Genomic DNA, 23,772 nt, shown 5'->3' with positions numbered 1-23,772 from the left:
CATGGATTCCTCGCCTCTCGTCGCCCACGTCTCCCCCGCTGCCACCATCGCTTACCGGGAAACCGCCCCGGGCATCCTGCGCGCCGTTCCGGTCCGGGAATTCCTTGCCGACGTGGCCCGGGTGGCCGCCGCGATGCCCGCGGGCGGCTACGTCCTCAACACCTGCGCCGACCGCTACCGCTTCACCGTAACCCTGGCGGCGGCCATCGTCAGCGACCGGATCAGCCTGCTGCCATCCACCCACACGCCGGAAACGGTGCGGCGCATGCGCGATTTCGCCCCGGACGTGTTCTGCCTCACCGACCAGGCCGACAGCGCCATCGACCTACCGACCTGCCACTATCCGGAAGCCTCGGCCGAGGCAGGCGAAACAGGCAATCTTCCCGACGTGCCGGTGCCCCGCATCCCCGACGGGCGCTGCGTTGCCTACGTGTTCACCTCCGGCTCCACCGGCGCCCCGGTGCCCCACGCCAAGCACTGGGGCAACCTGGTGCGCAATGCCCGGGCCGAGGCCCGCCACTTGGCCGGCGCCTTTGGCGGCCAGCCCCCCGCCATCGTCGGCACCGTCCCGCCGCAGCACATGTACGGCTTCGAATCTACCGTGCTGCTGGTGCTGCAATCCGGCGGCGCCCTCCACGGCGGCCGGCCCTTCTATCCGGCCGACATCGCCGCCGCCCTCGCTGCCGTGCCCCGGCCCCGGATGCTGGTCACCACCCCCTTCCACCTACGCTCCCTGCTGGCCGAAGCCGACAGCGTGCCCCCCGCCGACCTGCTGCTGTCGGCCACCGCGCCCCTCTCCCAGCAACTGGCCCGGGAAGCCGAGGAACGCTTCGGCGCCCCCCTCATGGAAATCTACGGCAGCACCGAGACCGGCCAGATCGCCACCCGGCGCACCACCGCCGGCGCGGCCTGGAAGACCTTCCCCGGCGTGTCCATCCGCGCCGAGGCCGGCGACGACCCGGAGGAACCCTCCCGCTTCTTCGCCACCGGCCTGCACCTGGACCAGCCGGTGCCCCTGGGCGACATCCTGGATCTGCAGGACGGCGAGAACTTCATCCTGCTCGGACGCAGCGCCGACCTGATCAACATCGCCGGCAAGCGCACCTCCCTGGCCTACCTCAACCACCAGCTCACCGCCGTGCCCGGCGTGACAGACGGCGCCTTCCTGATGCCCGACGAGGAGGCCGCGGACGGGGTCACCCGCCTCACCGCCTTCGTCGTCGCCCCGGGGCTCACCGCCGCCGCCGTCCTCCAGGCCCTGCGCGAACGGGTGGACCCGGTCTTCCTGCCCCGCCCCCTGGTGTTCGTGGCCGCCCTGCCGCGCAACGCCACCGGCAAGCTGCCCCGGGACGCCCTGCGCGCCCTCCAGGCCCAGGCGGAAACCGCCCGGCGCCCCGGGAGCGACGCATGACGACCACGCTGTCGCTGCGCATCGCCCCGGACCATCCGGCCCTGGCCGGGCACTTTCCCGGCAATCCGATCGTCCCCGGGGTAGTCCTGCTCGACCTGGCCATCCGTGCCCTGGCCCGCCGGGGCAGTCTGGACGAGGCGGGTATTCAGCTCGGCTCGGCCAAGTTCCTCGCCCCGGTGCGCCTGCCCACCGGCAGCGGCGACGCCGAGCTCGTCCTGTCCTGGAGCGGCAGCCTCGCCGCCGGCGGCACGGTGCGTCTGGAACTGAGCGCCGCCGACGGCACCCGGGTGGCCAGCGCCGCCCTCACCTGGCTCGTCGCTCCGGACGCATGAGCGCGCCGATGCCCCTTCCCCCAGCCCCGCCGCCCCGGGCCGAATGGGCCACCCGGCCGGAACGCAGCAGCATGTTCTGGCTGCGGGTCATGACCTGGATTTCCCTGCGCCTGGGCCGCCCCGCCGCCCGGCTGGTGCTGCACCTGATCGCCGCCTATTTCCTGGCTTTCTCCCCCGCCGCCCGGCGCGCCTCGCGGAACTACCTGGCCCGGGTGCTCGACCGTCCGCCGCGGCTGGGCGACCTGTACCGCCACTTCCACACCTTCGCCACCACCATCCACGACCGGGTCTACCTGATCAACGATCGCTTCGACCTGTTCGACCTGGAGATCGTCGGCGAACACATCATCCAGGACATCGGCGCCCACGGCCGCGGCGCCTTCCTCATGGGCGGCCACCTGGGCAGCTTCGAAGCGGTGCGTGCCCTGGGCCGACGCTACCCGCGCCTGGACTTTGCCACCCTCATGTACGAGGACAACGCCCGCAAGATCAACGCCATGCTCTCGGCGATCAATCCCCGGGTGCAGCACAACCTGATCCCCCTGGGCCGGCTCGATTCCATGCTCAAGGTGCGCGAGGGGCTGGATGCGGGCATGGTCGTCGGCATCCTGGCCGACCGCTCCTTGGACGCGGGGGCCTGCGTCGAACTGCCCTTTCTCGGCGGCACCGCCGCCTTCCCCCTCGGCCCCTTCCGCATGGCGGCCATGCTGCGCCGCCCGGTGGTCTTCATGGCCGGCCTGCACACCGGCGGCAACCGCTACCATATCCACTTCGAATTGATCGCCGATTTCAGCGACACTCCCGCCGGCGGCCGGGACGCGGCCGTGCGCGCCGCCCTGGCCCGCTACTCCGCCTGCCTGGAAGCCCAGTGCCGGCGCGCGCCCTACAACTGGTTCAACTTCTTCGATTTCTGGCAGCCCCGCGACACGCCGGCCATCCCTTAGCCCCTGGCCCTTAGCCCCCTCCCGCCCCACGACGATACGACGAGCCCTGCGATGCTCCTTCACTTCTCCCGGCTCCCCCTGCCCGCCCGCCTGGCCTCCCGGGCCCTGCTCACCCTGTGCCTGGCCCTGCCGGCCGGCACCGCCCTGGCCGCCTTCGACCTCGGCCAGCTGATGCAGACCCTGGCCCAGAACCGGGGCAACCGGGCCCTGTTCGTCGAAAAGAAATACCTAGCGGTGCTGGACAAGCCGGTGGAATCTTCCGGCGAACTGCTCTACGTCGCCCCGGACCGGCTGGAAAAGCGCACCCTCAAGCCCCGCCCCGAGTCCCTGGTGCTCGAAGGCGGGCTGCTGACCATCGAGCGGGGCAAGCAGAAACACCAACTGGCCCTACAGGACTATCCGGAAGTGGCCGCCTTCGTCGAAAGCATCCGCGGCACCCTGGCCGGGGACCGCAAGGCCCTGGAGCGGGTCTACGGCCTGCGCCTGGAAGGCACGCCGGAACGCTGGACCCTCTACCTGCTGCCCAACGACCCGAAGATGGCCGCCCTGGTGTCGCGCATCAGCATCGCCGGCGTCCGGGGCGACGTGCGCAGCATCGAAATCCTCCAGGCCGACGGGGACCGCTCGGTGATGTCCATCGAACGGGCACCCGGATCATGAGCCGCGCCGGCTTCCGCCCCCGGCTGGCCGCCCTCACCCTGTGGCTGGCCTTCGTCGCCGCCTGTCTGGCGGTGATCGCGCGCAGCCATTTCACCGCCGACCTGACCGCCTTCCTGCCCAAGACGCCCTCCGCCGAGCAGCAGGTGCTGGTGGATCAGCTCAAGGACGGCGTAGTCTCGCGCATGATCCTGCTGGGCGTCGAAGGCGCCGACGTGCCCACCCGGGCCGCCCTGTCCCGGGCCCTGGGCGCCGCCCTACGCCAGGACAAGCAATTCTCGGCGGTGGCCAACGGCGAATCGGTGAGCCTGGAACGGGACCGGGAATTGCTCTTCGCCCACCGCTACGCCCTTTCCCCGGCGGTCACCCCGGAACGTTTCACCGCCGCCGGCCTGCATGACGCCATCGCCGAGAGCATCGACCTGCTCGCCTCCCCCGCCGGGCTGCTGCTGAAGAGCCTGCTGCCCCGGGACCCCACCGGCGAGATCGTCGCCCTGCTCTCGGAACTCGATTCCGGCCAGCGCCCCGCCGACAAGGGCGGGGTATGGGCCTCCCGGGACGGCAGGCGGGCCCTGCTGGTGGTGCAGACCCGGGCCGCCGGCTCCGACACCGACGCCCAGGAACAGGCCATCGCCGCCCTGCACAGCGCCTTCGCCGCCGCCCAGGACAAGGTGGCGGCGGACCGCCCCGCCGCCCGGGAAACCCGGCTGGTGATGACCGGCCCCGGCGTGTTCTCGGTGTCGTCCCGGGCCACCATCAAGGACGAAGTGGCCCGCCTGTCCCTGATCAGCACCGCCATCATCGCCACCCTGCTGCTGGTCATCTACCGCTCGGTGCCGGCCCTGGTGCTGGGCCTGCTGCCGGTGGCCTCCGCCGCCCTGGCCGGTGTGGCGGCGGTGAGCCTGGGCTTCGGCCTGGTGCACGGCATCACCCTGGGCTTTGGCACCACCCTGATCGGCGAGGCGGTGGACTACGCCATCTACTTGTTCGTCCAGTCGGAAAAACGCGAGCCCGGCGCCGGGGCCGACGCGGGCTGGGTGAAATCCTTCTGGCCCACCATCCGCCTGGGAGTGCTGACCTCTGCCAGCGGCTTCGCCGCCCTGCTCTTCTCCGGCTTCCCCGGCCTGGCCCAGCTCGGGCTCTACTCCATCGCCGGCCTGCTGGCCGCCGCCCTGATCACCCGCTACGTGCTGCCCCACCTGCTGCCGCGCAACTTCCGCGTCCGCGACGTTACCCCCCTGGGGCTGCGCCTGGGCGGCCTGGTAAGCCGGGCGCCGGCGCTGCGCTGGCCCCTGCTGGCCGTGGCCGTGGCCGCCCTGGTGGTGGTCGGCCAGCACCACGACCATATCTGGAACCGGGAGTTGGGCGTTCTTTCGCCGGTAGCCGAGGCCGACCAGCGGCTCGATGGCGAACTGCGCGCCGACCTGGGCGCCCCGGACGTGCGCTACCTGGTGGTGGTGTCCGCCCGGGACGAGGAGAGCGCCCTGCGCCTGGCCGAGGGCGTCGGCGACCGGCTCAACGGGCTGGTGGATGCCGGCGTGCTGGCCGGTTTCGAGAGCCCGGCCCGCTTCCTGCCCAGCCGCGCCACCCAGAACCACCGCCTGGCCAGCCTGCCCGAGAGCGACGAACTGCGCCGCCGCCTCGCTACCGCCCTTGCCGACCAGCCGCTGCGCGCCGAGCGGCTCGCCCCCTTCATCGCCGACGTGGCTGCCGCCCGCAGCCAGCCCCCCCTGACCCGGGCCGACCTGGAAGGCTCGTCCCTGGCCCTGGCGGTGGATTCCATGCTGGTCCGCCACGCCGAGGCGGATGGCCAGCCCCCCCAGGTCACCGTCCTGCTGCCCCTCAAGGCGCCCCGCGCCGGCGACCAGACCGGCAACGTGGACGTGCCCCGCATCCGCGCCGCCCTGGCCGAGGTGCCGCTGCCGGCGGGCCAGGCCGCCCCCCTGCTGGTGGACATGAAGAACGAGATGCAGGGCCTCTACGCCAACTACCTGCACGAAGCCATCCTGCTTTCCCTGGCCGGGGTCGGGGTGATCGTCGTGCTGCTTGCCGCCACCCTACGTTCGGCCCGCCGCGTTATCCAGGTGCTGCTGCCCCTGGCGGCGGCCGTGGCCATCGTCGCCGCCGGCCTGCTGCTGGCCGGCCAGCAGCTCACCATCCTGCACCTGATCGGCCTGCTGCTGATCGTGGCGGTGGGTTCCAACTACGCCCTGTTCTTCAACCAGGGCACCCTGGCGCCGCGCACCCTGGCCTCCATCGTGCTGGCCAACGTCACCACCGTGGCCGGCTTCGGCGTCCTGGGGCTGTCCAGCGTGCCCATCCTCAAGGCCGTCGGCGCCACGGTGGGCCCCGGCGTGGTGCTGGCCCTGGTCTTTTCGGCCATCCTCGCCCAGCGCAAGGCCGACTGAACCGTGGACGCCCTCTACGTCAGCCCCGGCCATGCGCCATCCCCGGCGCCCCTGCCCCCCGGGGCCGACACCCTGGCCATCCTGCTGCCCGGCGCCTACGGCACCCCGGAGGATTTCCTGCGGGAAGGCTTCGCCGCGGCGGTGGAAGAACGGCGCCTCCCCCTGGACCTGGCCCTGGCCGACGCCCCGGTCAGCCTGTACAGCGACGGCGCCGTGTTCAAGCAATTGCGCGACGACCTGATGCACCCCACCCGCCAGCGCGGCTACCGGCATATCTGGCTGGTGGGCATTTCCCTGGGTGGCCTGGCCAGCCTGGCCTACGCCGCCCGCCACGAAAACGCAGCCGAAGCCGCCCCGGACGGGGTGCTGGCCCTGGCGCCCTACCTGGGCAACCGAGCCATCACCGGCGCCATCGCCGCCGTAGGCGGCGTGGCCGGCTGGACGCCGCCGGCCCTGGGCGAGGACGATGTGGAATTCCAGGTCTGGGCCTGGCTGAAGGGCTATGGCAACCCGGGCGGCCACCGCACCGCCCTGCCGCTCCACCTCGGCTACGGACGGGACGACCGCTTTTCAGCCGGCCACCGCCTGATGGCCGACGCCCTGCCCGCCGAACGGGTGCTCGCCGTGGCCGGCGGCCACGACTGGCCCACCTGGCGGACCCTGTGGCAGGGTCTGCTCGACCGGGATGCCCTGGGCCTGGCCACCCGCCCCGCCCTCGGCGCCGCCGCCTGACAGGCTCCCGGCATGTCCACCACGCCCTTGCCGTCTGCCCCCGTACCGCGCCCCTGGCGCCCCACGCCCCTGGTCCTGTTGAGCCTGGCGCTGCACGCTGCCCTGGGCCTGGCCCTGCTGCTCACCCCCTTCCTCGGCCTGGGCTGGACCTTCTGGGGGTGGGGGCTGGCCCTGTTCGTCCTCGACCACGCCATTCTCTGCGCCACCGGCCTGTGGCCGCGCAGTACCTTGCTGGGGCCCAACCACCGGCGCCTGCCGGCCGCCGCCGCCGCCCGGGGCGAAGTGGCGCTGACCATCGACGACGGCCCCGACCCGGCCGTCACCCCCCGCATCCTGGACCTGCTCGACCGCCACGGCGCCCGGGCCACCTTCTTCTGCATCGGCGACCGGGCTGCGGCCCATCCCGACCTGGTGCGCGCCATCGCCATCCGGGGCCATCGGGTGGAAAACCACAGCCAGGGCCACCCCCTGCGCTTTTCCACCCTGGGGCCCCGGGGCCTCGCCCGGGAAGTCGGCGCCGCCCAGGCCACCCTGGCCGCCCTGGCGGGCAGCTCACCCCGCTTCTTCCGCGCACCGGCCGGCCTGCGCAATCCCTTCCTCGAACCGGTGCTGGCCCGCTGCGGCCTGGAACTGGCGACCTGGACCCGGCGCGGCTTTGACACCCGCTGCGGCGACGCCGCCACCGTGCTCGCCCGCCTGACCCGCAATCTGGCCGCCGGCGACATCCTGCTGCTCCACGACGGCAACGCCGCCCCCGGACCGGACGGGGAACCGGTGGTGCTGGCGGTATTGCCCCGCCTGCTCGACGCCCTTGCTGCCCAGGGCCTGACCCCGGTGACCCTGGATGCAGCCATTCCGGCACAACGGCCCGCCGCCCCTCTTTCTTCTTCCTTCGCCTGAACGCCGCCATGCGCGACGCATTTACCACCCGCCTGATCGACCAGGCCACCCACGCCTTCCGCGCCGCCGGCGCCTTCGCCTGGCACTTTGCCCGGGGCAAGCTCGGCGGAGACCCGGCCTTTGCCGCCCTGCTGCGCGACGGCCTGCTGCCCCGCCCTGCCAGCGGTCTGCGCTTGCTCGACCTGGGCAGCGGCCAGAGCCTGCTCTGCCATTGGCTGCACAGCGCCCGGCAGTGCCACGACAGCGGCGACTGGCCCACCGGCTGGGCGCCGCCCCCCGTTCTCACCGCCTACACCGGGGTCGAACTGATGCCCACCGACGTCACCCGGGCCCTCGCTGCCCTGCACGACCATCCGGTGCCGGCCACAGTGCTCCAGGGGGACATTTGCGTCACCGCGTTTCCGGACAGCGACGCGGTGGTCATCCTGGACGTGCTGCATTACGTCGATTACGCCGCCCAGGACGTGGTACTGCGCCGGGTGCGGGATTGCCTCGCCCCCGGCGGCGCCTTGCTGCTGCGGGTGGGGGATGCCGAGGCGGGCTGGCGCTTCGCGGTGACGAACGCGGTGGATCTTCTCGTCACCTTCGTGCGCGGCCATCGTCTGTCGCGGCTCTACTGCCGCCCCTTGCGGGCCTGGGTCGCCGCCCTGGAAAACCTGGGCTTCGCCGTCGATGTCCGCCCCATGAGCCAGGGCACCCCGTTCGCCAACGTGCTGCTGTCCGCCCGCCGCCCCTGAACCGGGACGGCAGCCGGCCGGTTATCCATCTTTGTTAAAATCCGCCGGTTTGCGCCGACACTACCTGCCGCCGCCCCCTACCCTCCGCCCCCATAGCCCCCTTAGGCCACGACGTCCGTGACTCCCCTGCTCCTTTCCCGCTACACCGCCACCAGTTGCCTGGGCGCCGGCCTGGACGCCACCCTGGACGCCCTGCGCGCCGGGCGCGGCGGCCTGGTGCCCTGCGCCTTCGAGACCATCGACCTGCCCACCGCCATCGGCGAGGTGGCCGGGGTGGACGACGAGCGCCTGCCCGGCCATCTAGCCGCGTGGGACTGCCGCAACAACCGCCTGGCCCAGTTGGGATTCCGGCAGGACGGCTTCGCCGAGGCAGTACACGCGGCCATCGCCCGCCACGGCCGGGAGCGGATCGGGGTGTTCCTCGGCACCAGCACCGCCGGCATCCTGCAGACCGAGCAGGCCTACCGCCGCCGCTACCCTGCCAGCGGCGCCCTGCCCGCCGACTTCATCTACCGCACCACCCACAACACCTACTCGGTGGCCGGCTTCGTGCGCGCCTGGTTCGACCTGGCCGGCCCGGCGGTGGCAGTGTCCTCGGCCTGTTCGTCGAGCGCCAAGGTGTTCGCCTCGGCCCGACGCATGATCGAGGCCGGGCTGATCGATGCGGCCATCGTCGGTGGCGTCGATTCCCTCTGCCTCACCACCCTGTACGGCTTCAACTCCCTGGAATTGCTCTCGCCCCGGCCGGCCCGTCCCTTCGACGCCGACCGGGACGGCATCTCCATCGGCGAAGCCGCCGCCTTCGCCCTGCTCGAACGGGTGCCGGCCGCCCCCGCCGGCAACGACGTGCTGTTGGCGGGCATCGGCGAATCGAGCGACGCCTACCACATGTCGTCCCCCCATCCGGAGGGCCTGGGCGCCCGCCTGGCCATGGAACAGGCCCTGGCCACCTCCGGGCTGGCGGCCGGCGACATCGACTACATCAACCTGCACGGCACCGCCACGCCGAGCAACGACGCCGCCGAGGGCAAGGCCGTGGCCGCCCTGTTCGGCGACCGGGTGCCGGCCAGCTCGACCAAGGGTCACACCGGCCATACCCTGGGGGCCGCCGGCGCCCTGGAAGCGGTGATCGCCGCCCTGGCCCTGACCCACGGCCTGATGCCCGGGGGCGTGAACACCGCCACGCCGGACCCGGCCATCCCCATCGACTACCTGCTGGCCAACCGCAACGCGCCGGTGGCCCGGGTGCTATCCAATTCCTTCGGCTTCGGCGGCACCAACTGCAGCCTGGTCTTCGCCCGGGGAGACGCCCGATGAGCACCCGAGAAACCGCCATGCCCGTCACCCTCACCGCCTACCTGGACGGCATCGGCCTGCTCGGCCCGGGCCTGGCCGACTGGCCCGGCGCCCAGGCCGTTTTGGCCGGTGCCGCAGCCTACGCCCCGGCCCCCGCCGTCCTGCCCGCCCCGGAGGGCCTGCCCCCGGCGGAGCGGCGCCGCACCGGCAAGAGCGTCAAGCTGGCCCTGGCCATCGGCCTCGAAGCCCTGGCCGCCGCCGGCCAGGACCCGGCCCGGATGGCCACCGTGTTCGCCGCCTCCAGCGGCGACGGCGACAACTGCCACGCCCTGTGCGAGGTGCTGGCCTCCGACGACCGCACCGTGTCGCCGACCCGCTTCCACAACTCGGTGCACAACGCCCCGGCCGGCTACTGGGGCATCGCCACCGGCGCCATGGCCACCTCCGACGTGCTCTGCGCCTTAGACGGCAGCTTCGCCGCCGGCCTGCTCGAATCCCTGGCCCACGTGGCGGCGGACGGCACGCCGAACACCCTGATCGCCTACGACGCCCCCTACCCCGAGCCCCTGCAAGGCGCCCGGCCGATCGCCGGCTGCTTCGGCGTGGCCCTGGTGCTCGCCCCGGCGCCCGGCCCCCGCACCCTGGCCCGCATCGGCGTCGCCCTGACCGGCGAGGCCGCCCAGGCCATGGCCCAGCCCGAGCTGGAAGCGCTCCGCACCGGCATTCCCGCCGCCCGCAGCCTGCCCCTCCTGGAACTCCTGGCCCGGGGCCAGGCCGGCCGGGCGGTGATCGAGTACCTGGCCCCCGTCCAGCTGGCGGTGACCGTGGAACCCTACGTCGGCGGCACGCCATGCTGACCCGGGACGAGATCGCCGCGCGCATCCCCCACCAGGGCGCCATGTGCCTACTCGCCCGGGTCGATGCCTGGGACGGGGAGTCGATCCGCGCTACCGCCACCAGCCACCGGGACCCGGCCAACCCGCTGCGCGCCGACGGGCGCCTGGGGGCAGCCAACGCCATCGAATACGCCGCCCAGGCAATGGCCGTACACGGCGCTCTGCTGGCCGGGGCGGGCGACCGAGCCGAGCGCCCCCGGGCCGGCTACCTGACCAGCGTACGCAGCGTGACCCTCGACGTGGCCCGCCTGGACGATCTGACCGGCGACCTGGAGATTCGCGCCGAGCGCATCTCCGGCGACGGCAACAACGTGCTCTACGCCTTCACCGTTGCCGCCGGCGCCACCGCGGTGGCCAGCGGCCGGGCCGCCGTGGTGCTCGACAGCGGCGCCCTGACTTCTTGATCGGAAAACAGCCATGAAACGAGCCCTCGTCACCGGCGGCAGCGGCGGCATCGGCGCCGCCATCTGCCGCCGCCTCGCCCGGGACGGCTACCACGTGGTCATCCACGCCAACCGCAATCGGGATCGTGCCGACGCTCTGGCCGGCGAGATCGCGGCGGCCGGCGGCAGCGCCGGCGTGCTGGTGTTCGACGTCACCGACGGCGCCGCCACCCGGGCGGCCCTGGAGGCCCTGTGCGACGAGGCCCCCATCCAGGTGCTGGTGAACAACGCCGGCATCCACGCCGACGCGCCCTTTCCCGGCCTGTCCGAAGCCCAGTGGCACGACGTCATCGACGTCTCGCTGAACGGTTTCTTCCACGTCACCCAGGCGGTGCTGATGCCGATGATCCGCACCCGCTGGGGACGCATCGTCAACATTTCGTCGGTGGCCGCCCTGAGCGGCAACCGGGGCCAGGTGAACTATTCGGCAGCCAAGGGTGCGCTGCACTCGGCCACCAAATCCCTGGCCCTGGAAGTGGCCAGCCGGGGCATCACGGTCAACGCCGTGGCGCCGGGCATCATCGCCACCGAGATGAGCGAGGCCGCCTTCGACGCCGAGACGGTGGCCCGCATGGTGCCGATGAAGCGCGAGGGCCGGCCCGAGGAAGTGGCCGACCTGGTGGGTTTCCTCTGCTCCGACCAAGCCGCTTACATCAGCGGCCAGATCGTTTCCATCAACGGCGGAATGCTCTGAAAGGAGCGCTGACATGAGCGCAGCAGCCGGCGCGGTGCACCAGGTAGCGGTCCACAAGACGGAACTGCTGCTCTTCTTCACCCTGATCCAGTTGGCGGTGATCGTCCTGGCCGGCCGGCTGGGCGGCGCCCTGGCGCTGCGCTTCGGCCAGTCGGCGGCCGTGGGCGAGATCATCGTCGGCATCCTGCTCGGCCCGTCCCTGTTCGGTTGGCTGGCCCCGGATCTGTTCGCCTATGTGTTCCGCTCGTCGGCGCCGGAGCCAATGCAGATCCTGTCCCAGATCGGCCTGCTGCTCTTGATGTTCCAGATCGGCCTGGAGTTCGACTTCGGCCATCTCACCGAAAAGCGCAACCGCACCGCCGTCACCCGGGTGGCCGCCGCCGGACTGCTGCTGCCCTTCGCCCTGGGCGCCGGCTTCGGTTACGTGGCCGCGCCGATCCTCAACCCCGGGGCCAACGCCCTGGCCTCGGCGCTATTCATCGGCACCGCCTTTTCGATCACCGCCCTACCCATCCTGGGCCGGATCATGATCGAGTTCGACCTGACCCGCACGCCCCTGGGCGTCATCGCCATTGCCGCCGCCGCCATCAACGACGTGGTCGGCTGGCTGCTGCTGGCCCTGGTCACCACCCTCACGGTGGCCGATTTCAGCGGCCCGGACTTCGCCCTCAAGGTGCTGCTGGTGGCGCTGTTCTTCGCCGCCAGCTGGTTCGCCGTGCGCCCGGCGCTGAAGGCGGTGATCCGCTGGACCCAGCGCCAGGAGAGCCAGGGCTTCCGCCTCAACAACAACCTGCTCGGCATCGTCATCGCGGCGATCTTCATCGCCGGCATGACCACCTTCCAGCTCGGCATCTTCGCCATTTTCGGCGGTTTCATGATGGGCGTGATCCTGCATGACGAGCACGGCCTGGTGGCGGCCTGGAAGGAACGCATCGGCCACTTCGTCACCGTCTTCTTCCTGCCCATCTTCTTCACCTATACCGGGCTGCGTACCAACGTCGGCGGCCTGGACAGCCTGGCCGCCTGGGGCTGGTGCGCCCTGATCATCGCCTTGGCCACCGTCGGCAAGTTCGGCGGCTCCTACCTGGCAGCCCGCTCCTGCGGCCTCAACCACCACGAGGCCAGCGTGCTCGGCATCATGATGAACACCCGGGCCCTGATGGAGTTAATCGTCATCAACGTCGGCTACGACCTGGGGGTGATCTCCCAGCAGACCTTCACCATGCTGGTGTTGATGGCCATTGTCAGCACCGTGGTCACCACCCCGGGGCTGCGCCTGTGGCTGCCCCGGATCGGCCTGGCGGTGCCCGGAAAGCCGGCCCGGGCCTGACTCGGCGGCATACGTGCCCGGGACTCGGGAACAACACCGGAGAACGCCTATCGGCGCCATAGCCGGTTTTCCCCTTCCCCTCCCTTTTCTTTTTCGCTAGCATCCGTTTTCGTTGATTCAGCATTCTGGCGGCCCCCCGGAGCCCTGCTCCGCTCCACTTTTCCATCCGGTCGCCTCTCTTCCCCCTCCCGAGGCAAACGTTTCATGAGCGAACACATCCACTACGTCTCCGACGATTCCTTCGACGCCGAAGTGCTCCAGTCCCAGCAGCCTGTGCTGGTGGACTACTGGGCCGAATGGTGCGGCCCCTGCAAGATGATCGCCCCGATCCTCGACGAAGTCGCCAAGGAATATGCCGGCAAGCTGAAAGTGGCCAAGGTCAACATCGACGAGAATCAGGCCACCCCCGCCAAGTACGGCATCCGCGGCATCCCCACCCTGATGATCTTCAAGAACGGCAACGTCGAAGCCACCAAGGTCGGCGCCCTGTCCAAGTCGCAACTCACCGCGTTCATTGACAGCACCCTGTAAAGCCGCTACGCTGCAACGCAATGACAGTCCGGCAGTGATTCTTGCCCGCCGGACTGTCCAGAAGACCGAAAAGCAATTCGCCCCAAAGTAGTCCGCGCCAACCGCGCCGTCGCACCGCCACCAGCGCGGCACCGCGACCCGGGCCCCAGCAGCCGCTCTCGTGGCGCTGCCGAAGCACCGCCGGCCACCCCGGCCTGCCTCAATCCTCCTGAAATTTTCGGCTTTTCCCCACCTCCGATCTTTTCCGGCGCTCCGCGCCCCACCGGTTCCGTTACGATTCCGCCCGATTCTGGCTGCCTCTAACCTTTCTGGCCCCTCCGGCAATCCTGCGTCCGTCACCCACGCCTGATCCCAGGCCGCGACCGCCCAACGGTCCGCCCCGCCTGCCAGCGCTCCGCCCGATCGACCGTCCGCCGGCCCTTCCCGCTCCCTTTCCAACCTTATGCACCTCTCCGAACTCAAAGCGCTCCATGTGAGCCAGCTCCTCGAAATGGCCGCCGGCTACGGCATCGAAGGCGCCAACCGGCTGCGCAAACAGGAACTGATCTTTGCCCTGCTGCGCCACCAGGCCAAGAAGGGCGAGAGCATCTTCGGCGACGGCTGTCTGGAAGTCCTGCCCGACGGCTTCGGCTTCCTGCGCTCCCCGGACATCTCCTACCTGGCCGGCACCGACGACATCTACGTCTCCCCGTCCCAGATCCGCCGCTTCAACCTGCACTCGGGCGACTCCATCGAGGGCGAGATCCGCACCCCCAAGGACGGCGAGCGCTACTTCGCCCTGGTCAAGGTGGACAAGATCAACGGCGAGGACCCGGCGGTCTGCAAGAGCAAAATCCTCTTCGAGAACCTGACCCCGCTCCATCCCAACAAGATGCTGCGGCTGGAGCGGGAAAACCGCTCCGACGAGAACATCACCAGCCGGGTGATCGACATGATCGCCCCCATCGGCAAGGGCCAGCGCGGCCTGCTGGTGGCGCCGCCCAAGTCGGGCAAGACGGTGATGCTGCAAAACATCGCCCACGCCATCACCGCCAACCATCCGGACGTGCAACTGATCGTGCTGCTCATCGACGAGCGTCCCGAGGAAGTGACCGAGATGCAGCGTACCGTACGCGGCGAGGTGGTGGCCTCCACCTTCGACGAGCCGGCCACCCGCCACGTCCAGGTCGCCGAGATGGTGATCGAGAAGGCCAAGCGCCTGGTCGAGCATAAGAAAGACGTGGTCATCCTGCTCGATTCCATCACCCGCCTGGCCCGGGCCTACAACACCGTGGTGCCGACCTCCGGCAAGGTGCTCACCGGCGGCGTGGACGCCAACGCCCTGCAAAAGCCCAAGCGCTTCTTCGGCGCCGCCCGCAACATCGAGGAAGGCGGCTCCCTGACCATCATCGCCACCGCCCTGATCGACACCGGCTCGCGCATGGACGAGGTGATCTACGAAGAATTCAAGGGCACCGGCAACATGGAAGTGCACCTGGACCGGCGCATGGCCGAAAAGCGCATCTACCCGGCCATCAACCTCAACCGCTCCGGCACCCGCCGCGAAGAACTGCTGCTCAAGCAGGACGTGCTGCAAAAGGTGTGGATCCTGCGCAAGGTCCTCTACAACATGGACGACCTGGAAGCCATGGACTTCCTGCTCGGCAAGATCAAGCAGACCAAGAATAACGACGAGTTCTTCGACGCCATGCGGCGCTGACCATCGATCCGCAAGCCCTGAATTTGCTTGTTTTTTCCCGGTCGTTCCGCCATAATCTTCGTTTTTCATTGGCCGGCCAAAACCGCCGACCACGCATGAAAGGATTCAAAATGAAAGCCGGTATCCACCCCGAATACAACGACGTGCAAGTGACCTGCTCCTGCGGCAACACTTTCACCACCAAGTCCACCATGAGCAAGCCCCTGCACGTGGAAGTCTGCTCCTCCTGCCACCCGTTCTACACCGGCAAGCAGAAGATCGTGGACACCGCTGGCCGCGTCGAGAAGTTCAACCAGAAGTTCGGTGGCCTGCGCCGCTCCGCCTAAGGGCGAGATCGCCGGCGTTCGCCCGGCCCGATCGCAAAAAGGCAGCCCGCGGGCTGCCTTTTTTGTTGCCCTGGCGTCGTTGCCACAGCTTCGGCCCATGCCTGCACGGATCAGGCCGACCCCGCACCATCGCCCACTGGACTGTCCGGCGCCCCGGTCCGCCAGCGCCGGCGCCTCCGTTTCCCGCCGTCATTTTTTCCGCCGGGCGGCTGCGAACCCGTAAAATCCCTTCCCTTCCGGACTCACCGTTCCCAGGATGCCGCAACGCCCCTACCTGCCCCTGCCCTGGCCCGCCCTGCTGCTCCTGGCAGCCCTGTTCCTCGTCACCGGCCTGGTGGGCCCCGCCCCCTGGAAGGGCGAGGACGCCATCCACCTGGGTGTCGCCTGGGAATTCACCCAGGGCGCGCCCTGGTACGCCCCCCGGCTGGCCGACACGGCCTTCAACGAAGCCCCTCTCTACCACTGGGTCGCCGCCCTGGCGGGCAGCCTGCTCGCGCCGTTCACCGCTTTCCACAACGGCGTACGCCTGACCAACCTGCTTTGGCTCGGCCTCACCCTGGCCTGCCTCGCCATGCTGGCCCGGCGCACCCGGGACAAGGAGGCGGAGCGGGTCACGCCTTATCTGCTGCTGGGCGGCATCGGCCTGGTGGTGCATGGTCACGAGGCCCAGCCGCAACTGGCGGTGATGGCTGCCCAGGCCCTGGGCCTATGGGCCGCCGCCCTGCTCATCGACAAACCTTGGCGCGGCCTCGCCCCGGGTGGCCTGGCCTTGGGCGGCGCCTACCTGGCCGGCGGCCTGCAAGGCACCCTGCCGGTGGCCCTGCTGCTGGCTGCCGCTCCCCTTTTTCCCCCGCCGCGCCCCCACGTACCGGCCTGGCTCGCCGAAACCCAGCCGGCCCCCAAGACTTCCCGCCTGCCCGCCCTGGCCGCCCTGCTCACAGCCCTGGCCCTGGGCGCGGGCCTGGCCGCCCTGTGGCTCGCCCCCCTGGCCGAATACGCGCCGAACCGTTTTTCTGCCTGGCAGGCCGCCGATCTGGCCAGCCTCAACGACGGCGGCGGCCCGCGCCATCTGCTCGACCTGTTGGCCCTGCTCGCCTGGTTCGCCTGGGTGCCCTTGCCCCTGGCGGGCTGGACCCTGTGGCGCCGCCGCCATGCCCTGGCCAGTCCGGTCGTTGCCTTGCCCCTGGTGCTGCTCGTCGGCAACCTGCTGGTCCATGCCTGGGCCGCCACCCAGGCCCCTGACGCCCTGATTTTCTACGTCCCCCTCACTGCCCTGGCCGCCCTGGAGGCCACCCGGCTGCGCAAGGGGGCTGCGGCGGCCTATTCCTGGTTCGCGGTGATCACCTTCACCCTGGCCGCCGCCTACATCTGGCTCGGCTGGACCGCCATGGTGGTCCAGTGGCCCGAACCCCTGGTGCGCACCCTGCACCGCCTCACCCCCGGATTCACCGCCGAAGTCTCATGGTCCGGCTTGGCGCTGGCCCTGGCGGTAACGGCGATGTGGGGCTGGTTGCTGTACCGGGCCTCCCAGATACGCACCACCGCCGAGCGTTCCCTGTTCCGCGGCCCGACCCATTGGCTGGCCGGCCTGACCCTGGTGTGGGTGCTGCTGGTGGCCCTGTGGCTGCCCTGGCTCGAATACGGTCGGGGCTACGATGGCACCTTTGCCGCCATGCGCCAGGCCATGCCTGCGGACGCTGCCCCGGCCTGCGTCTCGGTGCGCCTGCCGCCCACGCTCAAGGCCCTGGTGCGCTACGAGACAGGCTGGACGGTGAAGAGCGAGCGGCGCGGCCGGGAAAGCTGCGACTGGCTGCTGATCCAGACCGCCCCCGGCGAAGAACGCAGCCAGCCCGGCTGGGAACGGGTCTGGGAAGGCCACCGCCCGGGCGAGCGCAGCGAACGTCTGCGCCTGTTCCGGCGCGACTGACCACGGCCGACCGCTCCTTGCCTAACTAACCGCAGACAGCAATGAAAACGCCCGGCCGGGAAACCCCGCCGGGCGTTTTGCTTTTGCTCGATCCAAGTGCGGCCTGAATGCCTCGCTTGACCGCGCTATAGGCGTCGTGGTGTCGCTACGCCAGCCCCAACGTCTTACTTGAAGAAATTGGTCCGGTAGTAGCGCAACTCGTCGATGGACTCCAGGATGTCGGAGAGGGCCGTGTGGGCGCCCTTCTTCTTCAGTCCGGCGAACACTTCGGGGCGCCAGCGCCGGCACAGTTCCTTGACGGTGGACACGTCCAGGTTGCGGTAGTGGAACCAGGCTTCCAGGGTCGGCATGTAGCGGGCCATGAAGCGCCGGTCCTGGCCGATGGAGTTGCCGCACATCGGCGTCACCCGCTTGTCCACGTACTGCTGCATGAAGGCCAGCGCCTGGGCCTCGACAGCAGCCTCGTCGGTGGTCGAAGCCTTGATCCGGGCGATCAGGCCCGATTCGCCATGGGTCTTCTGGTTCCAGTCGTCCATGCCGGCCAGCACGGCCTCGGGCTGGTGCACCGCCCACACCGGCGACTGGGCCACCACTTCCAGGTCGGAAGTGGTTACTACCATGGCCAGTTCGAGAATGCGGTCCCGGTCCGGCTCCAGGCCGGTCATCTCCATGTCCAGCCAGACGAGGTGGTTGGGGTCCTGTGCCATAATCCTTCGAACTCCAAAAAGCGCCATTGTGTCACAGCAACAGGCGCTCCCGCCCTTCCTCCCCGTCTTCTCCGTCTTCCATTCCCCCCGTGACCGCCTCCGCCTTCACCGCCCTCTTTCTCGCCCTGCTCGGCCTGTCCCTGGCCGTGCGCGTCTGGCTGGCTCTGCGCCAGATCCGTTCCGTGGCCGCTCACCGGGGCGCCGTGCCCGAGCGCTTCGCCGACCGGGTGACCCTGGCCGCCCACCAGAAGGCCGCCGACTACACCGCCGTGCGCACCCGCTTCGGCCTGCTCGGCCTGGCGGTGGAAACCGCCGTGCTGCTGGCCCTCACCCTGGGCGGCGGCATCGCCGCGCTGCACGGCTTCTGGCAGGGAGCGATCGGTTCCGAAACCAGCCCGATCCTGTACGGCCTGGCCCTGATCCTGTCGGTGATGGCCGTCTCCGGCGTGGTGGAAATCCCCCTGGGCCTGTACCGCCAGTTCGTCATCGAGGAACGCTTCGGCTTCAACCGCATGACCCTGGGCCTGTACGTGGCCGACGCCCTCAAGGGCGCCCTGCTCGGCCTGCTCATCGGCGCCCCGGTGCTGGCCGCCGTGCTGTGGCTGATGGGCCGCATGGGCGAGTTGTGGTGGCTGTGGGTATGGGCCTTCTGGTGCGGCTTCAACCTGTTGCTGCTGTTCGTCTACCCGACCTGGATCGCCCCCCTGTTCAACAAGTTCGCCCCGCTCCAGGACGGCGAGTTGAAGGGCCGCATCGAGGCCCTGCTGGCGCGCTGCGGCTTTGCTGCCTCGGGCCTGTTCGTCATGGACGGCTCCAAGCGCAGCGCCCACGGCAACGCCTACTTCACCGGCTTTGGCCGCAACAAGCGCATCGTCTTCTTCGACACCCTGATCGAGCGCCTCTCCCCGGCCGAGATCGAGGCCGTGCTGGCCCACGAGTTGGGCCACTTCAAGCGCCGTCATATCGCCAAACGCATCGGCCTGACCTTCGCCCTGTCCCTGGGCTTCCTGTGGCTGCTCGGCCAGTTGATCGAGGCCCCCTGGTTCTTCGACGGCCTCGGGGTGCCCGTCGCCAACACGGCCCTGGCCCTGACCCTGTTCTTCCTGGCGGTGCCGGTGTTCACCTTTCCGTTCACCCCACTCTCCAGCCTGCTGTCGCGCCGCCACGAGTACGAGGCCGACGACTACGCCGCCGAGCACGCCTCTGCCGCCGATCTGGTGCGGGCCCTGGTCAAGCTCTACGAGGACAACGCCGCGACCCTGACCCCGGACCCGTTGCACTCGCTCTTCTACGATTCCCATCCCCCCGCTGCCCTGCGCGTGGCGCACCTGCAAGGCGGCTAGGCCACTCATCCGAACCCCGCGCCAGATAAGGAGTTCCAGGCACCATGACTGCAAAGCGAACAACCACGCGGCTTTCCACGGTAGTCCTGCTGGGAGCCTTATCTGGCGCGGCCTTCCAGGCACCGGCCCTGGCCGATCCCATCGACCATGCCGATCCCAAGCACGGCAAGCAGCTCCACGACGCCGCCTGCACGAGCTGCCACAAGCGCATGTACGGCGGCGACGCCGGCGCCATCTACACCCAGCCCGGGCGGATGATCTCGGACCGCACCGAACTGCTGCAACGGGTCGCCCTGTGCGTCTCGCGCAACCACCTGGGCTGGTTCCCGGACGACGAGGCCGACGTGGCCCGTTACCTGAACGACACCTACTACCACTTCCCGCGCTGACCCCGCCTCCGCGGCCATACCTCTGGAGCCCGCCATGAGCAGTCTCAGTCTTTCGCCCGCCGGCCGTCCCGCCCTGCCCAGCCTGGCCGAACTGGTGGACACGCCCTGCGCCCCCCTGCGCGGCCCGGCCCACCGTCTCGACCCGGCCAGCGTCGCCAGCCTGCTGCAACTCCTGCCCGGCTGGCGCCTGGAGGACGGCGCCATCGTCGCCAGCCTGCGCTTTCCCGACTTCGCCGCCGCCCTCTCCGCCGCCAACCACATCGGCGCCCTGGCCGAAGCCCAGAACCATCACCCGGACCTGACCGTGGGCTGGGGCCGGCTGACCGTGCGCTTTTCCACCCACGACGTGGGCGGCCTGTCGATCAACGACTTCCGCGCCGCCGCCAAGGTGGCCCGCCTGCTCGCCGCCGCCGGGTAAACTGGCGGGCGCCGCGCCCGGCCTGCGCCGCCGGCGCGCGCATTCCACATTCCACTTTTCCATCTCCATTCTTCTTCCCGCCCCGCTCACTTCATGGCCGGTCCTGCCCGCAACGCTCCCAACTCCCGCAACCGCTCCCCCGCTTCCGGCAAGAACGCCGCGGCCCTGCTGCCCGGCACCGTGGTGGCCGCCTTCGGCCGCCAGTACCAGGTCCGCCTCGACGACGACGGCCAGCCCCTGCTCTGCTTCCCCCGGGGCAAGAAGAGCGAGATCGCCTGCGGCGACCGGGTGCTGGTGGAGCGCAGCGCCCCGGACCAGGGGGTGATCGAAGCCGTGGCGCCCCGGGATTCCCTGCTCTACCGCAGCAACGAATTCCGCCAGAAGCTGATCGCCGCCAACGTCACCCAGATCGCCATCGTGGTGGCCACCGAGCCCTCGTTCTACGACGACCTGGTGACCCGCTGCCTGGTGGCCGCCGAGGACCAGGAAATCCGCGCCCTGATCGTGCTCAACAAGTGCGACCTGGCCGACCGCCTGGCCGACGCCCGGGCCCGGCTGGCGCCCCTGGCCGCCCTCGGCTACCCGGTGATCGAGCTGTCCGCCCTGGAAGGAGCCGGGCTGGACGAGCTGCGCGCCCGCCTGGCCGGCCAGGTGACGGTGCTGGTGGGCCAGTCCGGCATGGGCAAGAGCACCCTCACCAACGCCCTGGTACCCGAGGCCCAGGCCGCCACCCGGGAGATTTCCGAGGCCCTGGACTCGGGCAAGCACACCACCACCCACGCCCGCCTCTACCCCCTGCCGGACGACCCGGAGGGCGGCGCCCTGATCGATTCCCCGGGCCTCCAGGACTTCGGCCTGCACCACCTGGGCAAGGGCGCCCTGGAATACGCCTTCCCCGAATTCCGCCCCCTGCTCGGCCAATGCCGCTTCCGCGACTGCCGCCACGACCAGGAGCCCGGCTGCGTCCTCCAGGCCGCCCTGGCCGCCGGCCAGCTTGACCCGCGCCGCTTCGCCACCTTCCGCCAACTGCTGGCCGGGGCCGAGGCGTAACGGGCAGGCGCCGCCCCACCTTTCCGCACTCCGTCGCTCCGGCCTACCGCTTTGGCCCACCGCTTTGGCCCACCATTCCGAGGTGCCCATGCCGACCCCGCCCCGCCGCCTGGCCCCCCGCCCAGCCCCCGTTAACGGCCGCCCGCGTCTTGCCCTCGCCCTCGGCTTGATCCTGGCTGGCGCCGCCTTCCTCGCCCAACCCCGGGATGCCGCCGCCCAGGGCGCCCTGGTGCCCCCCCTGCTCAAGGGCAAGGCCCCGGCCGCCGCCAAGGCGGAAACCAAAGCGGAGGCGCCGCCGGACGACGACGAACTGGCGGCCGTGGAAAAGGCCCTCGCCCAAGCCCACCAGGCACGGAACCAGCCTCCGGCAGGGGCTCTCCAGGCCAACGCCGAGGAACGCCTGGAACACCAGTACCTGATCGCCCAGCTGGCTCGCAGCCTGGAACGGCAGCGCGACACCTTGCAGAAACTGCGCCGGGTGCAAGGGCAGACCGCCGACCAGGAAACCCAGTCCAAGAACTGGAAGGGCTTCGACACGCCGCCCCCCTATTCGGCCCTGCTCGCCGACCAGTTGCGCGACAGCCGCGACAACGCCCAGGCCCAGGCCCGGGCCGCCGAGGTGCGCCAGACCCTGCTGCGCGACGAACAGGCCGCCGCCGCCGAAAAATACAAGGCCGCCCAGGTGCAGCTGCGCCAGCTCGACGAAAAGCAGGCCGCCACGGTCAAGGGCGCACCGCCGGACCCGGCCCGCCAGCTCCAGCACGCCCTGGCCGAGCTGCGCAGCAAACTGGCTGCCCAGGATGCCGCCGAGGCGGACGCGGCGATGCGCCTGGCCAGCGCCGAGGTCAGCCAGTACCGGTCCCAGGCCGCCTTCACCGCCAAGCAGTTGGACGCCATGCGCGGCAAGGTGGTCTTTTCCCAGGCCGATCTGGACACGGTGCTGGCCGAACTGGACAAGGAGCACGCCGTCCAGGAGGCGGAACTGGCCCGCCAGCGCCAGCGCAACGCCAACGCCCAGCGCGCCCTGGACGACGCCGAAAAGGCCCTGCTACGTGCCCGGGAACGCCCGGCGCCCCCCGGCGGTGCCGCCGCCCAGGCCCATAACGCCACGCTGGCGGCCCTGGCCCAGACCGCCTCCCTGCGCCGCATCCAGCTCGACAACGCCCACCTGGCCTACGACACCCTGCAAAGCATGATCAGCATCCGCAGCCAGGAGCGCCAGGCCTGGCAGTACCGTTGGATGCTGATGAACGGCCGGGACGCGGCCAAGCTGCGGGAGACCTCCCAGAGCTTCACCCAGGTATTGGAGCGCATCGATTCCTGGATTCGCTACCTGAACGGCGAGATCGACCTGGCCATCGGCCAGGCCAACGACTACCAGCGCCGCCTGCGCGCCACCGCCGTGCCCGGGGAAGAGGCCAGCCTGCGCGAATTCCAACGCGCCTACCAGGCCCGGGCCGACATCTACCGGGAAGCCCTCCAGGTGGTCAGCAACCTGCAACGCACCCTGCGCCAGTGGCAGCAGGAGTTCGACGCCAGCCGGGGCGAGCTGTCCCTGGCCGACCGCACCCGGGGCTGGGCCACCACCCTGGGCAACTACGCCCGTCTGCTGTGGAACTTCGAGCTGTTCACCGCCGAGGACACCCTGGAGGTGGACGGCCGCCAGATCAAGGCCACCCGCAGCGTCACCGTCGGCAAGAGCATCGGCGCGGTGCTGCTGCTGGTGCTCGGCTACGTGGTCAGCGCCTGGCTGGTGCGGCGCCTGCGCCGGCTGGCGGTGGAGCGCTTCGGGGTGCAGCCCGCCCTGGCCAAGATTCTCAGCCGCTGGGGCCACTTCATCCTGCTCGCCGTGCTGTTCGTCATTTCGCTCGACCTGGTGAAGATTCCCCTCACCGTATTCGCCTTCCTCGGCGGCGCGTTGGCCATCGGCTTCGGCTTCGGCGCCCAGAACCTGCTCAAGAACCTGATGAGCGGCATCATGCTGCTGATCGAGCGTCCCCTGCGGGTCGGCGACCTGGTGGAAGTGGGCAACGTGGTCGGCACCGTCACCAACATCAGCATCCGCTCGTCCATCGTGCGCAACGGCGACGGCATCGAGATTCTCATCCCCAATTCCAGCTTCCTGGAAAGCAACGTCATCAACTGGACCTACAGCAACGCCCGGGTGCGCCGTTCCATCAAGGTGGGCGTCGATTACGGCGCCTCGGCCCGGCAGGTGTCCGAGGTGCTGCTCGGCGTGGCCGCCCGCCACGGCCAGGTGCTCAAGGAACCGGCGCCCCGGGTGCTGCTCGAAGACTTCGGCGCCGACGCCCTGATGTTCAACCTGGAATACTGGATCGACTACGCTCAAGGCGCCGACGGCCGCCAGATCGGCAGCGACCTGCGCTTCATGATCGAGCGGGCCTTCGCCGACGCCGGCATCGGCATCCCCTTCCCGCAGCGGGTGGTGCATATCCAGGCGGCCCCAACCGTCCAGGAGAATGGCGCCGACACGGCCACCGCGCCGATGGCCGGCACCGCACCTTCCTCCCCGGCCGCGCCGGAGAAGCCCACGCCCCCCCGCGCCTGACCTCGCCCGGCGCTCCCCGATGTTTCACGGCAG

General features: G+C 70.4%; 23 protein-coding genes. 22 read left to right on the top strand and 1 reads right to left on the bottom strand.

Translation table 11 applies throughout. The features are described 5' to 3' along the window. The first annotated feature begins 1 nt into the window (after position 1). From V7Z98_RS07470 to V7Z98_RS07390, 17 genes are all read left to right on the top strand, one after another. On the top strand, positions 2–1,411 hold the full coding sequence (locus V7Z98_RS07470; RefSeq protein WP_334157537.1) for an AMP-binding protein: 1,410 nt from the start codon (positions 2–4) through the stop codon (positions 1,409–1,411). Then, positions 1,408–1,743, top strand: a complete 336-nt coding sequence (locus V7Z98_RS07465; protein WP_334157536.1) for a hypothetical protein — start codon at positions 1,408–1,410, stop codon at positions 1,741–1,743. The genes V7Z98_RS07470 and V7Z98_RS07465 overlap by 4 nt, the downstream gene beginning before the upstream one ends. 8 nt (positions 1,744–1,751) lie before the next feature. Continuing rightward, positions 1,752–2,687, top strand: a complete 936-nt coding sequence (locus V7Z98_RS07460) for an LpxL/LpxP family acyltransferase (RefSeq protein ID WP_334157535.1) — start codon at positions 1,752–1,754, stop codon at positions 2,685–2,687. 51 nt (positions 2,688–2,738) lie between these two features. Then, entirely contained in the window at positions 2,739–3,347 is a 609-nt protein-coding gene (locus V7Z98_RS07455) for a LolA-related protein (protein WP_293263827.1), read from the top strand. Next, entirely contained in the window at positions 3,344–5,752 is a 2,409-nt protein-coding gene (locus V7Z98_RS07450) for an MMPL family transporter (RefSeq protein ID WP_334157534.1), read from the top strand. The genes V7Z98_RS07455 and V7Z98_RS07450 overlap by 4 nt, the downstream gene beginning before the upstream one ends. A gap of 3 nt (positions 5,753–5,755) precedes the next feature. Beyond that, positions 5,756–6,484 carry a hypothetical protein gene (locus V7Z98_RS07445; RefSeq protein ID WP_334157533.1) on the top strand — a complete coding sequence of 243 codons (729 nt, stop codon included), beginning with the start codon at positions 5,756–5,758 and terminating at the stop codon, positions 6,482–6,484. 12 nt (positions 6,485–6,496) lie between these two features. Next, positions 6,497–7,384: a polysaccharide deacetylase family protein gene (locus V7Z98_RS07440; protein WP_334157532.1), complete on the top strand. Its 888-nt coding sequence runs from the start codon at positions 6,497–6,499 to the stop codon at positions 7,382–7,384. Positions 7,385–7,392: 8 nt separating this feature from the next. After that, a complete protein-coding gene (locus V7Z98_RS07435) occupies positions 7,393–8,121 on the top strand; it encodes a class I SAM-dependent methyltransferase (RefSeq protein WP_293263823.1) in 729 nt (242 codons plus the stop codon). A 117-nt stretch (positions 8,122–8,238) separates the two neighbouring features. After that, the gene (locus V7Z98_RS07430) at positions 8,239–9,438 is read left to right on the top strand and encodes a beta-ketoacyl-[acyl-carrier-protein] synthase family protein (RefSeq protein ID WP_334157531.1); all 1,200 of its coding nucleotides are present in this window, start codon (positions 8,239–8,241) and stop codon (positions 9,436–9,438) included. Further along, complete coding sequence (locus V7Z98_RS07425; protein WP_293263821.1) at positions 9,435–10,274, top strand: beta-ketoacyl synthase chain length factor; 840 nt, start codon at positions 9,435–9,437, stop codon at positions 10,272–10,274. Before V7Z98_RS07430 ends, V7Z98_RS07425 begins: the two co-directional genes overlap by 4 nt. Next, positions 10,268–10,717, top strand: a complete 450-nt coding sequence (locus tag V7Z98_RS07420; protein ID WP_293263820.1) for a 3-hydroxylacyl-ACP dehydratase — start codon at positions 10,268–10,270, stop codon at positions 10,715–10,717. The genes V7Z98_RS07425 and V7Z98_RS07420 overlap by 7 nt, the downstream gene beginning before the upstream one ends. A 13-nt stretch (positions 10,718–10,730) precedes the next feature. Further along, a complete protein-coding gene (fabG, locus tag V7Z98_RS07415) occupies positions 10,731–11,450 on the top strand; it encodes a 3-oxoacyl-ACP reductase FabG (protein ID WP_334157530.1) in 720 nt (239 codons plus the stop codon). 13 nt (positions 11,451–11,463) lie between these two features. After that, complete coding sequence (locus tag V7Z98_RS07410; RefSeq protein WP_334157529.1) at positions 11,464–12,780, top strand: cation:proton antiporter; 1,317 nt, start codon at positions 11,464–11,466, stop codon at positions 12,778–12,780. A gap of 204 nt (positions 12,781–12,984) precedes the next feature. Further along, the gene (trxA, locus tag V7Z98_RS07405; protein WP_293263817.1) at positions 12,985–13,311 is read left to right on the top strand and encodes a thioredoxin TrxA; all 327 of its coding nucleotides are present in this window, start codon (positions 12,985–12,987) and stop codon (positions 13,309–13,311) included. A gap of 442 nt (positions 13,312–13,753) precedes the next feature. Beyond that, on the top strand, positions 13,754–15,010 hold the full coding sequence (rho, locus tag V7Z98_RS07400; protein WP_293263816.1) for a transcription termination factor Rho: 1,257 nt from the start codon (positions 13,754–13,756) through the stop codon (positions 15,008–15,010). A gap of 110 nt (positions 15,011–15,120) precedes the next feature. After that, positions 15,121–15,336 (top strand): 50S ribosomal protein L31, encoded by a 216-nt coding sequence (rpmE, locus tag V7Z98_RS07395; RefSeq protein ID WP_293263815.1) that lies wholly within the window; start codon positions 15,121–15,123, stop codon positions 15,334–15,336. Between the two features lie 256 nt (positions 15,337–15,592). Continuing rightward, the gene (locus V7Z98_RS07390) at positions 15,593–17,263 is read left to right on the top strand and encodes an ArnT family glycosyltransferase (protein ID WP_334157528.1); all 1,671 of its coding nucleotides are present in this window, start codon (positions 15,593–15,595) and stop codon (positions 17,261–17,263) included. Positions 17,264–17,427: 164 nt separating this feature from the next. On the opposite strand, the gene orn is transcribed toward V7Z98_RS07390, so the two are convergent. Then, positions 17,428–17,970, bottom strand: coding sequence for an oligoribonuclease (orn, locus tag V7Z98_RS07385; protein WP_334157527.1), 543 nt, complete (start codon positions 17,968–17,970; stop codon positions 17,428–17,430). Positions 17,971–18,059: 89 nt separating this feature from the next. Here orn and V7Z98_RS07380 point away from each other — a divergent pair, with 89 nt between their 5' ends. From V7Z98_RS07380 to V7Z98_RS07360, 5 genes are all read left to right on the top strand, one after another. After that, complete coding sequence (locus tag V7Z98_RS07380) at positions 18,060–19,313, top strand: M48 family metallopeptidase (protein WP_334157526.1); 1,254 nt, start codon at positions 18,060–18,062, stop codon at positions 19,311–19,313. Between the two features lie 44 nt (positions 19,314–19,357). Next, the gene (locus V7Z98_RS07375) at positions 19,358–19,702 is read left to right on the top strand and encodes a cytochrome c (RefSeq protein WP_334157525.1); all 345 of its coding nucleotides are present in this window, start codon (positions 19,358–19,360) and stop codon (positions 19,700–19,702) included. Positions 19,703–19,736: 34 nt separating this feature from the next. After that, positions 19,737–20,120: a 4a-hydroxytetrahydrobiopterin dehydratase gene (locus tag V7Z98_RS07370; protein WP_334157524.1), complete on the top strand. Its 384-nt coding sequence runs from the start codon at positions 19,737–19,739 to the stop codon at positions 20,118–20,120. 93 nt (positions 20,121–20,213) lie between these two features. Beyond that, on the top strand, positions 20,214–21,170 hold the full coding sequence (gene rsgA, locus V7Z98_RS07365; protein WP_334157523.1) for a ribosome small subunit-dependent GTPase A: 957 nt from the start codon (positions 20,214–20,216) through the stop codon (positions 21,168–21,170). A gap of 88 nt (positions 21,171–21,258) precedes the next feature. Further along, positions 21,259–23,739 (top strand): mechanosensitive ion channel domain-containing protein, encoded by a 2,481-nt coding sequence (locus tag V7Z98_RS07360; RefSeq protein WP_334157522.1) that lies wholly within the window; start codon positions 21,259–21,261, stop codon positions 23,737–23,739. Positions 23,740–23,772 lie beyond the last annotated feature (33 nt).

Origin of the sequence: Oryzomicrobium sp. (assembly GCF_036820405.1) — a bacterium.
GTDB lineage: Bacteria > Pseudomonadota > Gammaproteobacteria > Burkholderiales > Rhodocyclaceae > Oryzomicrobium.
The sequence above is the reverse complement of the archived record's forward strand: the minus strand, read 5'-3'. Positions and strand labels throughout refer to the sequence as shown.

Bases quoted from the DNA above. Each gene is read 5' to 3' on its own strand.
- V7Z98_RS07465 (WP_334157536.1), top strand. From the start codon at position 1,408: ATGACGACCACGCTGTCGCTGCGCATCGCCCCGGACCATCCGGCCCTG.
- rsgA (WP_334157523.1), top strand. From the start codon at position 20,214: ATGGCCGGTCCTGCCCGCAACGCTCCCAACTCCCGCAACCGCTCCCCC.
- trxA (WP_293263817.1), top strand. From the start codon at position 12,985: ATGAGCGAACACATCCACTACGTCTCCGACGATTCCTTCGACGCCGAA.
- V7Z98_RS07375 (WP_334157525.1), top strand. From the start codon at position 19,358: ATGACTGCAAAGCGAACAACCACGCGGCTTTCCACGGTAGTCCTGCTG.
- V7Z98_RS07420 (WP_293263820.1), top strand. From the start codon at position 10,268: ATGCTGACCCGGGACGAGATCGCCGCGCGCATCCCCCACCAGGGCGCC.
- rpmE (WP_293263815.1), top strand. From the start codon at position 15,121: ATGAAAGCCGGTATCCACCCCGAATACAACGACGTGCAAGTGACCTGC.
- fabG (WP_334157530.1), top strand. From the start codon at position 10,731: ATGAAACGAGCCCTCGTCACCGGCGGCAGCGGCGGCATCGGCGCCGCC.
- V7Z98_RS07460 (WP_334157535.1), top strand. From the start codon at position 1,752: ATGCCCCTTCCCCCAGCCCCGCCGCCCCGGGCCGAATGGGCCACCCGG.
- V7Z98_RS07425 (WP_293263821.1), top strand. From the start codon at position 9,435: ATGAGCACCCGAGAAACCGCCATGCCCGTCACCCTCACCGCCTACCTG.
- V7Z98_RS07360 (WP_334157522.1), top strand. From the start codon at position 21,259: ATGCCGACCCCGCCCCGCCGCCTGGCCCCCCGCCCAGCCCCCGTTAAC.
- orn (WP_334157527.1), bottom strand. From the start codon at position 17,970: ATGGCACAGGACCCCAACCACCTCGTCTGGCTGGACATGGAGATGACC.
- rho (WP_293263816.1), top strand. From the start codon at position 13,754: ATGCACCTCTCCGAACTCAAAGCGCTCCATGTGAGCCAGCTCCTCGAA.
- V7Z98_RS07450 (WP_334157534.1), top strand. From the start codon at position 3,344: ATGAGCCGCGCCGGCTTCCGCCCCCGGCTGGCCGCCCTCACCCTGTGG.
- V7Z98_RS07440 (WP_334157532.1), top strand. From the start codon at position 6,497: ATGTCCACCACGCCCTTGCCGTCTGCCCCCGTACCGCGCCCCTGGCGC.
- V7Z98_RS07390 (WP_334157528.1), top strand. From the start codon at position 15,593: ATGCCGCAACGCCCCTACCTGCCCCTGCCCTGGCCCGCCCTGCTGCTC.
- V7Z98_RS07470 (WP_334157537.1), top strand. From the start codon at position 2: ATGGATTCCTCGCCTCTCGTCGCCCACGTCTCCCCCGCTGCCACCATC.
- V7Z98_RS07455 (WP_293263827.1), top strand. From the start codon at position 2,739: ATGCTCCTTCACTTCTCCCGGCTCCCCCTGCCCGCCCGCCTGGCCTCC.
- V7Z98_RS07370 (WP_334157524.1), top strand. From the start codon at position 19,737: ATGAGCAGTCTCAGTCTTTCGCCCGCCGGCCGTCCCGCCCTGCCCAGC.
- V7Z98_RS07410 (WP_334157529.1), top strand. From the start codon at position 11,464: ATGAGCGCAGCAGCCGGCGCGGTGCACCAGGTAGCGGTCCACAAGACG.
- V7Z98_RS07435 (WP_293263823.1), top strand. From the start codon at position 7,393: ATGCGCGACGCATTTACCACCCGCCTGATCGACCAGGCCACCCACGCC.